Here is a 12136-nt window from a genome sequence, read left to right as displayed (position 1 = left end):
AATGCTGATCATTGGACCTCCCGGTTCGGGCAAGGGTACGCAGGCTGAGCGGATTTCCGAGCGCCTCGGCGTAGTCGCCATTTCCACCGGCGATATCTTCCGTGCCAACGTCAAGGGCGAAACACCCTTGGGCATTGAAGCCAAGAAGTACATGGACGCGGGCGACTTCGTTCCGGACAGCGTCACGAACGACATGGTTCGCGATCGCCTGAGCCAGAGCGATGTGGAAAATGGCTTCCTCCTGGACGGCTACCCGCGCACCACTGCGCAGGTTGATTACCTGGACCAGATCCTCGCCGAAGGCCAGCAGGAGCTCGACGTCGTGCTCCAGTTGACTGCCGATGACGAAGAACTGGTGACCCGTCTCCTTGGCCGTGCCAAGGAAACCGGACGTTCCGATGACAACGAGGCCGTGATCCGTCACCGTCTTGATCTGTACCACGAGCAAACCGAAGCCGTTGTGGCCAAGTATGCCGAGCGTGGCATCCTCACGCAGGTTGATGGCATTGGCGGTATCGATGAAGTTACCGATCGTGTCCTCACTGCGATTGAGTCGGCGAAGGCTGTCTAGCGTGTTTTCCACATAGCCGGTTCGACCGGCTCTGGAGCGAAGGGTGTGTCCCGTACCATTGGTGCGGGACACACCCATTTTCGTTTCGCGGCAGACTTTTGGGGGAACCGCATGCAAACTGCTTTATCTGGACACAGCCGGATTTCGGGGCTTGAAGTTTACTTGCCGCCTGCCCGGCTGGACACGTCCGCCGTCGAGCGCCGAATTGGTGAGAGCAGTCCTGGGTTCCGGGTGCCGAAGGGCCTGATCGGGCGCGTCACGGGAATCCGTTCCCGCAGTGTGATGGCTGATACCGAACAAGCGTCGGACCTGGCGGCCAACGCTGCGGCCAAGGTTATGGCTGAGTGTGGACTGCAGGCTCCGGAAGTAGACCTCTTGATCTTTGCTTCGGCCAGCCAGGACATGGTGGAGCCGGCCACTGGCCACATGGTTGCGGCAAAGTTGGGGCTGGCATGTCCGGTGATGGACGTCAAGAATGCCTGCAACAGTTTCCTCAATGGTGTCGAAGTAGCGGACTCCCTGATCGCCACCGGACGCTATGCCCGCGTCCTGGTGGCTACCGGTGAATCGCCGTCGAGGGCGGTTCGGTGGAAGGTTCCGGACTTTGAGACCTTTGCGTCCAGTTTTCCCGGATACACCATGAGCGACGGCGGTGCCGCAGTTCTGCTTGAAGCGGCAGACCGGGAGCTGTCAGGTTCCGAAGGGGCGGCCGGGATCCTGTCCATGGCTTTCACCGCGCGGAGCAGCCACTGGTCTGTGGGTACGCTCTCAGCTGGCGGTTCCGCGTTTCCCCGTGATCCGGAGGCCAGCTATTTCAGCATGGACGGTGAAAAGCTGAAGGACGCATTCCTGGACCTTGGTTCTGAGATTCTTGACCAGACTCTGGAGCGGCTTGATCTGTCATGGACGGACTTCGCCGTGGTGTGCGTACACCAGGTCAGTGCTCCGTACCGCGGGATCTTCGCTGAGCGTGCAGGGGTCCCGATCGAATTGCTGGTCCCTTCCGTGGAGGATTTCGGCAACCTGGCGTCGGTCAGCCTTCCTCTGCAACTGAAAATCGCCATGGACAGCGGGCGGTGTGGACCTGGAGACCTTGTGGCCTTGGTGGGCCTGGCCGGCGGCGTGAGCCTGGGCATGGCCGTGGTGCGGCTGTGACGGCCATGAACACACAGCCGGAGTCGGTCAGCACAGGGCTGGCGAGCAGCGCTCCCACCAAGCCGCTGTGCATCGCCGTTCCGATGCTGAACGAGGAGAAACTGGTACGTCAGACACTGGTGTCCCTGGCGGCCCAAGAGCACCAGGACTTCACAGTGGTGGTGGTGGACAACGGTTCCACTGATAACAGCTGTGGCATTGTGGCGGAATTCGCCGCGGAACATCCCGGAATGGACATCCGGCTGCTGGTCGAAGGGCAGAAGGGTACCGGGGCGGCTGCGGACACGGGGATGCGCTTCGGTGTGGAGCACGGAGCAGTATGGCTTGCCCGCACCGATTCCGATTGCCTCGCAGCCCCGGACTGGACTGCCAGGATCATGGCTGCGTTCGATGACGGGCTGGAACTGATCGCTGGTCAGCTTAATCCCAGGCTGGATGAGGGGATCAGCGCCGGCGAACGGCGGATGATGTTGCTCGCGGTGGAGGTGGCCTCATTCTTTGGCCGTATTCGTCCAGGCAATAAGGGCGAGGGATACCTGGGTCCGTACCAGATGCTCCCGGGGTGCAACATGGCCATCACCGCTGATATGTACCACCGCTCCGGCGGGTTCCCCCGTTCCAGCATCGAAGACCTCCATGAGGACCGGGCCCTGTCCAACCAGGTGAGAAAGCTGACGCGGAACTATGCCCTGCGGCGTGATGTTGTAGTGTTCGGTTCCTCACGGCGCGTCAAGGCCTGGGGCTTAAAGAACACGTTGGCTTGGTACGCAGACCACCGATACCGTCCTGAGCACGTGGATATCCGTTGATGACGGACGCGACCACAGCTGAGCGTTGGGAGCGACGCATCCACCTGGGCGCCCACCCGCTGCTCTATCCCATGATTCGAGGGCTGGGGAGCCTCCGTCCAGTGGTCAAGCTGCCGGGACTCGGGGTGCTGGTCAGCGAAGCCGGCCTGGTTCGTGAGGTTCTCATGGATCAGCAGAGGTTTATCAAGAATGGCCCCTCGGGTTCGGGTGCGCTGTGGACTCCTGTAGTGGGTCCCAAGGCCCTGGTGAACATGGATGGCGAAGAGCACAAGAAATTGAGGCAGCGTCTGGGTGATCTGTTCACACCGCGATCGGTAGCCGGGATAGTGGAGCCAGCGGCATCCGCCTTCGAGACACGAATCGCCAGGGAACTGGACGCGGGACGCCCGGTGGACGTAGTGGAATGCGTCAAGGACCTGGCCGGGGGAGTGATTTCCCGGCTGCTGGGAGTGCCCGACGATGCACCGGGGCGACTTCCCAACAAGGAACTGTTCAATCTGGGCTCTTCCATTTCCTCGCTCGTCCGGTTGGGGCGTCCCACCTTGACGGTGCGGCAGATCGCGAAGGGGCGTTCCGCCGTCGGAATCCTGGCAGGACCGGCCAGGGTGGCCTACCGGGAGAGCGACCCCGGGACGTTTCCCGGCAGGCTCCGGGAACTCGGAATGACCGAGGACGAAGCGATGGGCATCATCAGTGCTTTCGTGATGGTGGGAACCGAAACCTTGGTCTCTTTCCTTCCGCGCTTGGTGGCGCTGCTTTCGGACAGTGGAAGGATTGAGGATCTGGCCAGCGATCGCTCAGCTCTTCCTGCCACGGTCAATGAGGCCCTGCGCTTCACGGTGCCATCGTCCATGATGCTGCGGGATACAGTGGCGCCCGGGGTCATTGGTGGGACGGCGGTCCGGGCCGGCGACAGGATACTGCTGTCCACCGTCCATGCCGCTAAGAGCCTCCGCGGCTTCGACCCGGCAGAGGCCATGCCCCCGCAAGCACGCCAGCTGTGGTTTGGAGCGGGAGCGCACTTCTGTATCGGCATGCCGTTGGCCGTGGCCGAGATCAACGCAGCGTTGGAAATACTGCTGGACCGGTATCTTCAGCAACCCTGGACCATCTCGAGCCGCCGCGTCAGCAGGGGTGTTCTCATTCCGGGATACAAGAGTTTGGAGCTTGCGAATGCCTGAGGAGACAGTAGAGCAGTCAGTGGGCACTGCCGACCTCATCGCCGCCGTGTACGCGGCAGCGGAGCGGTTTCCGGAGCACCCGGCCATCACAGCCCCAGGCAAAGCACGCCGCATCAGGGGCGGGCGTGGCGCGGAGGCTGTGAAAGCCGGACAGACCATTACCTACCGTGAGCTGGTGGACGGGATTGAGGCGACGGCGCTCAGCCTCCAGAAGGATGGATTCGGCCTCGGGGAGCGCATGTTGTTCTCCGTACGTCCCAGCCCAGCGGCGTTCATCCTGGCCTTGGGGGCCGTGCGGGCAGGTGGATCGGTGGTGTTTATTGACCCGGGGATCGGTCCTTCACTCTTTCGGGACCGTGCAGGGCTCGCGTCCCCGCAGTGGGCGGCTTCCGAGTCCCTCCTGTATGCGCTCAGCACCAAGAGCCCGCTCCGTCCCCTCGCACGGCGGCGAGGGCTGCTTCTCCCGGACTATGGCGCCATGGATGTCCGCCACTACTACGCGGGACCGTGGCTGCCTGGTGTGCCACGGGGCGCCTCTCCGGTGAAGGCCCTGGCGACGACAAGGACGGCAACGTGGGATAGCCACAAGGCCGTCGACTCGGAGAACGCATCCTCACAGGAAGCCGTCATTATCTTCACATCAGGGACTACCGGCGCTCCCAAAGGCGTGATCCACACCCGGGGATCGCTCGCCGCGGGCTTTGAACAACTCACCACGCGCTGCACTTTCAGGGAAGGCGACAGGGTCCACTCGGAGCAACTCATGATGGGCCTGCCTGCACTCATCGCCGGTGCGCACTGGACCATGCCCGCGTACGGATTCTCCGCCCACATCGATCCTCTCCGGCTTGTGGGCGAACTTGGGCCTGTGGCCGGCAAAAAGACAGCGTACGACGGCGCCACTCACCTTTTCCTGGTGCCGTCACAGTTGGCGCCCATCCTGGATTCGATCGAGGAAGGAACGGTCAAGCTGCCACCTTCGCTAAGGACAGTCATGCTTGGAGCGGCGCCGATTCTGGCTCCATTTTTGAAACGGGCCATGCAGCTGCTCTCGGGCATCGAGTTCAAACTGATTTACGGCATGACGGAAGCGCTTCCGATCGCCATTGCCGACGGACACGAGAAATTGGCGTTCGCGTCAGGTGCAGAAGCTGAGGTAAAGGCTCCCGACGGTACAGGCGAAGGTGACTTCCTGGGGGAGCCGCTGCCCGCCGTCGAAATCCGGGTGGCTGAAGACCACGAACTGTTGGTCCGCGGTCCCAATGTGTGCCATGGCTATTTGGGCGAAGACCCTATGGTGGAACACGCCACGGGAGATCTGGTCCGGGTGGACCACGGCAGCGACGGGGCGCCGAGGCTGGTGATGATCGGGCGTAAGAAGGACATGATCATCCGAGGCAAAACCAACATCTACCCGGCACTCTACGAGCCCGTCATTGCCGGGATCCCCGGGGTCCGGCAAGCAGTGATGATAGGCGTCCCGGATGCCGTCGGAGACGAGGCAGTGTGGCTCGCCGTCGTCTCTGTGGCTGGCGAAAGTGCAGCCCTGGTGAAGTCGCGGCTTGCCCGTGAGCTCCCCAGGCTCATCGACGAATCCGCGCTCCCGGACCACATTGAAGTCCTGGAGTCCATCCCGTCCAGTGGCCGGCACCGGAAACCTGACCGTGCAGCATTGCGGCGGGAGTTCGCGTCACGCACAGAGGCAGACGCAGAAGCAGCGGGAGCGCAGTGAGGATCGCAGTCACGGGAGCCACGGGATTCATCGGCGGAGCCGTGGCCAGCGCCGCGGAGGCCCAAGGATGGGAGGTGGTCCGCTTCGCAAGGCAGCACGGACCCGGCCTGACTTACTGGGACCTGACCGGACTGCCCCCAGCGCGGCTTCCCGCCGTTGACGCGGTGGTGCACGCGGCAGCACACGTTGCCGACTGGGGTGCTTCTTCCCTCTTCCACCGGGCCAACGTCCTGGGCACCCGGGCCGTATCCGAGGCTTTCGCCGGAACCCGCCTGGTCCACATCTCCAGCTCCAGCGTCTACCCATGGTGGGAAGCATGCGTCAACCGGGCTGAGGACGAGGTAGCCACGCACCACCTGAATGCCTACGGACGCAGCAAGGCGCTCGCCGACGTCGAAGCGCGTCGCCATGGCAATGCCGTGGCATTGCGGCCGCACGGTGTCTACGGGCCGGGGGACCGAACGCTTCTGCCACGTCTGATCAGCAACATCAGGCGAGGCCATTTGCTGAGCGTCGGACATGCCCAGGTGAAACATCAATTGACGCACGTGGATAATCTGGCACAAGCCGTCCTGGCTTCCTGCCGATCGGAAATCCGGGGTGCCATCAACGTGGGAGACGCGGAGCCTGTGGAATTGGGTGGAGTGCTGCGCCAGGTTCTTGACGCCTCTGAACTTCACGACGTGGACATCAGGTACCTTCCCGAGCCCGCGGCCATGGCTTTGGCGGGTATTTCGGAGGCGGTTTCCCGGGCGGGCGGCCGGAGCCCACGGCTTACACGCTATGCGGTCAGCCAACTCGGGCGGGAGCGAACCTACTGCTTGGAACGCCTCCGGCGCGAGCTGGGAATCGAGCCAATTTCGACCACAGTCTCGGATGCGGGAAAATGGTTCAAGCACGGAGCCTGATCGGCTCCATCCGCAAACCTTCCAGAGGAGAACATGGCGTTCGGTCAGCCCCGCATTGAATACAAGACCAACGAGCAGATGCGCAAGATGCAGGAAGCCGGGCTGGTCCTGAGCCGTGCACTTGACGCTGCAGTTGCGGCGGCCAAGCCGGGCGTCACCACCAAAGACCTGGACGATGTTTTTGCCGCAGTCCTCAACGACGCAGGAGCCAAGTCCAACTTCCTCGGCTATCACGGCTTCCCGGCCACAATTTGCACCTCCGTCAACGAGGAAGTGGTCCATGGCATCCCTGGGACCAAGGTCCTCAACGATGGCGACATCATTTCCATCGACGGCGGCTGCATCGTGGACGACTGGCATTCAGACTCTGCGCGTACGGTCATCGTGGGTACCGCCGATCCCGAAGACCAGCGGCTCTCCGACGTTACTGAGGCTGCCATGTGGCGTGGCATCGCCGCCCTCGCCAACGGAAAGTTCGTTGGAGACATCGGCAACGCGATCGATGACTATGTATCCTCGGTCCAGGGCAAGCCCTTGGGCATCCTGGAAGACTACGTTGGGCACGGCATTGGTTCCGAAATGCACATGGCTCCGGATGTGCTGAACTACCGGACCAGCCACCGCGGCCCGAAGATCCGCCCCGGCCTGTGCCTGGCCATCGAACCCATGCTGGTGCGCGGTGGCATCGAAACCGCCACCCTCGACGACGACTGGACCGTTGTCACCACTGACGGCAAGCGTTCCTGCCAGTGGGAGCATTCTGTAGCCGTCCACGAAAAGGGCATCTGGGTCCTGTCCGCCCCGGATGGAGGCGCCGAGCAGTTGGCGCCGCTCGGCGTCGTGCCTGTACCGATCCCGTAATACCTGTACCCATCCCGTAAGACCTGGGGCCTTACACCCCGAAGCACAAGAGCCGGGCTGCAGAAGCAGCCCGGCTCTTGTCATGCGAGCCGGGCATTAAGCCTTCAGCTTTGGCTTCACGTCCTTGGTGTAGATGCCCTCGAGCGTCTTTTTCAGTTCGGTCATGGTTGCCTGGACGTCGCCCTGCTGCGTGAGGATCTTTGCAGCGGCCTTGGCCATCTCCTGGTCCGCGCCCGGCAGGAACACACGTGCGTTGTCCTGGACCTTGGTCACGGGGAGCTGGTCCATGGCGGTCTTGATCTGCGGTGTCGCGGCGAGAACAGCGGACATATCGGCCGAAAGGCGGGTGGGCATGTACCCGGTTGCGGCGGAGAAAGCGGCGGTGTTCTCGGGTTCGGTCATGAACTTCAGGAACGTGGCCGCAGCAAGCTGCTCCTCCTTGGTGATGCCGCTCGGGATGCCGAGGCCCGCACCGCCGGTGGGGCAGACCCCGCTGGGCACCTCCGGGCCGCCCGGAAGAAAGCCGACGCCAACGTTGAACTTGGCTGCCTTCAGGACGCCCAGCAAGGAACCAGTGGAGGAAATGGTGGACGAGGTGATGCCCGCTGCAAAGTCGTCTGCGGCTTCCTTGGAGGAAACGCCAGCCCACGCGTCCTTGTAGATGGAATCCTGCGCCCACTGCAAGGCCGCAACTGACTCGGCCGAATCGCAGGTGATGTCCCAGTCCTTGGACCAGCTGCCGCCCCAACCCCACAGGTTGTTTTGCAAGGTCCAGCCCGCGTAACCGGCAAGGGCCGGGTAAATGTAGGCGTACTGTGCCCCGGACGTGGCCTTGAGCTTCGGGGCCCACTCCGCGAACTCCTGCCACGTGGCCGGTGCGCGATCGGGGAGGCCCGCAGCCTTGAAATGGTCCTTGTTGTAGTAGAACAGCGGCGTGGACCGGCCGTAGGGGAGCGCCCATTGCTTGTCGTCGTACTTGTAGTCGTCCACCAGCGACTTCTGGAAGTCGTCGATCTTGATGTCCAGCTGCTTCACCAGTCCATCGATGGGGATGATGCTGCCATTGGAGAAGTAGCGGAACCACCACACATCAGAGAGGACAACCAGCGCCGGGAGGCCCGTCTTGGCGGCCTGCGAGGTCTGGAACTTCTGGGCGATCTCCTCATAGTTGGCCCCGGCCGTGACGAGGTTGACCTTGATGTCGGGGAACTTGGCGTGGAACTTCTCAATGATCGCCTTCTCCACGTCCTGCGACTTGCCGGGGTGGTTGGTCCAGAAGTCGATGGAGGCGGCCGGCTTCACGCCGCTGAAATCGATCGCTGCGGTGTCGACGGCGTCTGCCGTGCCCGCCGTCGAAGGCCCGCCACAGGCGGCCAGTGCCGCTGCTCCGGCGCCAAGTCCGGCCAGGCCCAGGAAATGTCGGCGGTCAAGGTTGGTACGCATGGTGCTTCCTCTCAATAACTTCACTAGGTATTTCGATGCGAATGGTGCGGAGGGAAAAATCAGCCGGTGACGCTTCCTTGGGTCAGGCCGGCCACGATGTAGCGCTGGAGTGCTGCGAACACCAGCAGGATGGGGACGATCACCAGCACGGCGCCGGCCATGAGGATTCCCCAGCCTGCCCCGTTGCCTTCTGAGTTCTGCAGCAACGTCAGGCCCACGGGCAGCGTCATGGTCTCGGGGCGGTCGGTGATGATGAGCGGCCAGATGTAGTCGTTCCATTCACTGACCACGGTCACCAACGCCACAGTGGCGATGGACGGTACCGAGACCGGCACAATGATTTGCCAGAGCCTCCGCCAGTGTCCGGCTCCGTCAATTTCCGCGGCCTCCAGGATGGACGGCGGCAGCGTCAGGAAGTGCTGGCGCAGCAGGAACGTGCCAAATGCCGTGCCCAGGCCGGGGAGGATGATGCCCCACAACGTGTTCTTTCCGCCCATTCCTGCAATGAGGATGTAATTGGGCAGGATGGACACTTGGGCCGGGACCATCAGGGCTACCAGGATCAGCACGAAGATCACGTTCTTGAACGGGAATCGCACGAACACCAAGGCGTAGGCGGTCAGGATGGCCAGGATGACCTTGATGGATGAACCGATCACAGTCACGATCAGGCTGTTGGCGAAGAACTGCGCAAACGGGACGGTGGTCATCGCCGTGGCGTAATTCTCCAGGTTCAGGGACTCCGGCAGAATCTTCAGATCCATGGTGACAATCTCGCCCGGCTGTTTGAAGGAGCTCAACAGCATCCACAGCAAGGGCAGGAACACCACCAGCGTGGCAATGATCAAGGGGACGTACCCCGTTGCCACAGTCTGGAGCAGGTTGGCGCTGGAGAAGGGCCGCGGCCGCTCAGCTTGCTGCGGCTCCTGCTTGGCGTCCTGCCGTGCGTCTTGTGGGGAAGGCACGACGGCGGCTGGTGACGGTGCGCTCATGAGTAGTGGACCTTTCGCTCAACGAACCGCAGTTGGAGGACCGTGATGATCAGCAGGATGGCGAAGAGGATCACCGAGATCGCGGCCGAATAGCCGGCCCGGTTATAGGCGCCGAACGCCTGCAAATACGCCTCGTAGATCAACGTGCTGGTGCCATTGCCCAGCGGAGTCATGATGCGGATGAGATCGAAGGCCTGCAAAGAACTGAGCATGGTGGTGATCAGCAGGAAGAACGTCGTGGGAGAAAGAAGCGGCATGGAGATGTTGAAGAACCTCCGCACGCTGTTGGCCCCATCAAGCGCTGCAGCTTCCATCACGTCGCGGGGAAGGGACTGCAAACCGGCGAGGTACACCACGGCGCAATAGCCCAGGTTCTTCCACACGTAGACGATGATGACCATCACCAACGACAACTGGGGATCGTTGATCCACTGGGGGCTCTGCTGGCCCATTCCCCGAAGAATCCACGCCAGCACGCCGTAGCCGGGATCGAAGATGAACAGCCACACCAAGCCAACGCCCACCCCGGACAGCACGTAAGGGGCAAACACCGCGGACCTTGCAAACGTGGTTCCACGAACCTTCGAGTTCAAGGCCAGGGCAACCAGCAACCCCAGAACCATCGAGCCACCAACGGTCACCAACGTAAAGACAACCGTGGTTCCCAGAACCTTTGACGCATCCTCGCTGGTGAAAAACGTGACATAGTTCTGCAGCCCCACCACCGTGGCCGACGCTGAACCCAGCGTCCAATCCAAGGTGGAGTAATAGATGTTGTTGATCAGGGGCCAGTACGTGAAGGTGCCGATCAGCACCAGGTTCGGCAATGCCATGGCAAGGAAAACCAGGAAATCTTTACGGCTGCGGCCTGACCAGCGCCTTCTCACCGGAGGGTGATGGGCTGCCTCAATCGGTGGGGACGGTGGCTTGGAGTCCGGCCTGCCTGCCGGCGCGGTGCTGCTGTGAATCTGTCGGGTAGTCATGGGTCACTGTCGTTTTCGGGCGAACGTGGGGCGCCAGCTCCCGGACCGGGGCGGCGAAGACAGGCCTAGCTCACCACATGCACAGCGGCTGAATGGGCCGAATCCGTGGTGCGTACCGATAGTTGTCTTACACTTCCCAAGCCGTTTACTCGGGGTTACTCGCTTGTTCGTATTCGAGGCAGGGCTCCCACTTGAAGCCGCACCGTCCCCGGCTGGCGAGGCCAGCCGGGGTCCAACCCTCGGCGCGCTCGGTCGTTCCTCCCCAACGGCCCCCTTACCTCGCAAGCTCGGCCAGGGAACCCGGCCGTCGTGGGCCCACCTTAGACGCGCGCTGCCGGGTCGCACCCCGGCTGGCCTTTAAAGCGCGGGGCGGGCAGGTGGAGAATGGAGCCATGAATTCGATCACCGATGTTGCCGGCATACGGGTTGGGCATGTGCAGAGGGTGGGGGGTGGATGGCTGTCCGGGGTGACTGTTGTACTTCCTCCCGTGGGGACTGTGGGGTCTGTGGATGTTCGCGGTGGGGGGCCCGGGACTCATGAGACCGACGCGCTGGATCCCACCACGCTGGTATCCACTGTGGATGCAGTGGTGCTGACTGGGGGCAGCGCTTTTGGGTTGGCCTCGGCGGGTGGTGCCCAGTTGTGGTGCGAGGAACAGGGGAGGGGCTTTGCTGTTCCCGGGACCGTGGTGCCGATTGTGCCTGCGGCCGCCATCTTCGACCTCGGGCGGGGCGGTGACGTGAAAGCGCGGCCCGACGCCGGCATGGGCTACCAGGCAGCCGCCGCAGCCTTCGCCTCAGGTGACCATGCCGCCGTCGAACGTGGAAACGTGGGTGCGGGCACGGGTGCGCTCATAGCGCGGGGGCAGTACAAAGGTGGGATAGGGACGTCGTCCATCCCTCTCGACGGCGGGGTGATGGTGGGGGCCATTGCTGTGGTGAATGCGCTTGGTGTGCCGGTGCTCAGCGCGACGGGGCCGCGACCCTCTGCAGACCCGCTGGTACCGCCGCAGGGACTCAACACGACGTTGGTGGTGGTCGCTACGAATGCTGCCCTGGATGTGGCCGAGTGCAAGCGGACTGCCAGTGCCGGGCATGCCGGGTTGGCCCGGGCTTTGGATCCGTCCCACACGCTTGCGGACGGCGATACCGTGTTTTCTTTGGCGACTGGCGCCGTCGTGCTTGATCGCAGTACTGAACAGGCGCGGCAAGTCTCGCTGATATCGCTCCAAAGTGCCGCGGCAGAAGCGGTGCGGCTCGCAATACTCGACGGCGTACGGGCTGCGGAAAGTGTCTCGACGGCGGCAGGTGAATTCCCGGCTTTCGGGCCTGCAGGGGAGTGACGGCGGGGGACCCTTGCGCTACCATGGACGGATTTAACTTTCCGGCCTGATTGGCGTAGAGTTATTTGTTGGTTGTCTGTGCAGCCACGCCCTTTTTAGTGTCGTGGTTCAAGAGAGCCAAGCAAACAAAAAACGTCCGCTGGATCTTCGGTGCCTAA

General features: G+C 62.7%; 11 protein-coding genes. 8 read left to right on the top strand and 3 right to left on the bottom strand.

Going from position 1 to position 12136, the window contains the following annotated elements; translation table 11 throughout:
• Position 1 precedes the first annotated feature (1 nt).
• From AB4Y77_RS02970 to map, 7 genes are all read left to right on the top strand, one after another.
• Positions 2–571, top strand: coding sequence for an adenylate kinase (locus AB4Y77_RS02970; protein WP_311213752.1), 570 nt, complete (start codon positions 2–4; stop codon positions 569–571).
• Between the two features lie 111 nt (positions 572–682).
• Entirely contained in the window at positions 683–1726 is a 1044-nt protein-coding gene (locus AB4Y77_RS02965) for a 3-oxoacyl-ACP synthase III family protein (RefSeq protein WP_442012923.1), read from the top strand.
• A gap of 5 nt (positions 1727–1731) precedes the next feature.
• Complete coding sequence (locus AB4Y77_RS02960) at positions 1732–2535, top strand: glycosyltransferase (protein ID WP_442012922.1); 804 nt, start codon at positions 1732–1734, stop codon at positions 2533–2535.
• Positions 2535–3716: a cytochrome P450 gene (locus tag AB4Y77_RS02955; protein ID WP_442012921.1), complete on the top strand. Its 1182-nt coding sequence runs from the start codon at positions 2535–2537 to the stop codon at positions 3714–3716. Before AB4Y77_RS02960 ends, AB4Y77_RS02955 begins: the two co-directional genes overlap by 1 nt.
• Complete coding sequence (locus AB4Y77_RS02950) at positions 3709–5448, top strand: class I adenylate-forming enzyme family protein (protein WP_442012920.1); 1740 nt, start codon at positions 3709–3711, stop codon at positions 5446–5448. Before AB4Y77_RS02955 ends, AB4Y77_RS02950 begins: the two co-directional genes overlap by 8 nt.
• Positions 5445–6356 (top strand): NAD-dependent epimerase/dehydratase family protein, encoded by a 912-nt coding sequence (locus AB4Y77_RS02945; RefSeq protein WP_442012919.1) that lies wholly within the window; start codon positions 5445–5447, stop codon positions 6354–6356. The genes AB4Y77_RS02950 and AB4Y77_RS02945 overlap by 4 nt, the downstream gene beginning before the upstream one ends.
• A 33-nt stretch (positions 6357–6389) precedes the next feature.
• Positions 6390–7217 (top strand): type I methionyl aminopeptidase, encoded by an 828-nt coding sequence (gene map, locus AB4Y77_RS02940; RefSeq protein WP_311213677.1) that lies wholly within the window; start codon positions 6390–6392, stop codon positions 7215–7217.
• A 96-nt stretch (positions 7218–7313) separates the two neighbouring features.
• Here the strand turns inward: map and AB4Y77_RS02935 are convergent, their stop codons facing one another.
• From AB4Y77_RS02935 to AB4Y77_RS02925, 3 genes are read right to left on the bottom strand one after another with little or no spacing between them, the layout of a single operon-like run.
• Positions 7314–8660: an ABC transporter substrate-binding protein gene (locus tag AB4Y77_RS02935; RefSeq protein ID WP_442012918.1), complete on the bottom strand. Its 1347-nt coding sequence runs from the start codon at positions 8658–8660 to the stop codon at positions 7314–7316.
• Positions 8661–8719: 59 nt separating this feature from the next.
• A complete protein-coding gene (locus tag AB4Y77_RS02930) occupies positions 8720–9652 on the bottom strand; it encodes a carbohydrate ABC transporter permease (protein ID WP_311213675.1) in 933 nt (310 codons plus the stop codon).
• The gene (locus AB4Y77_RS02925; protein ID WP_442012917.1) at positions 9649–10635 is read right to left on the bottom strand and encodes a carbohydrate ABC transporter permease; all 987 of its coding nucleotides are present in this window, start codon (positions 10633–10635) and stop codon (positions 9649–9651) included. Before AB4Y77_RS02925 ends, AB4Y77_RS02930 begins: the two co-directional genes overlap by 4 nt.
• 392 nt (positions 10636–11027) lie before the next feature.
• Here AB4Y77_RS02925 and AB4Y77_RS02920 point away from each other — a divergent pair, with 392 nt between their 5' ends.
• On the top strand, positions 11028–11978 hold the full coding sequence (locus tag AB4Y77_RS02920; RefSeq protein WP_442012916.1) for a P1 family peptidase: 951 nt from the start codon (positions 11028–11030) through the stop codon (positions 11976–11978).
• Positions 11979–12136 lie beyond the last annotated feature (158 nt).

This window comes from Paenarthrobacter sp. YAF11_1, from assembly GCF_052113445.1.
In the GTDB taxonomy this organism is placed as follows: Bacteria; Actinomycetota; Actinomycetes; order Actinomycetales; family Micrococcaceae; genus Arthrobacter.
Note: the sequence above shows the minus strand (reverse complement) of the source record. Positions and strands in the feature narration are given on the sequence as shown.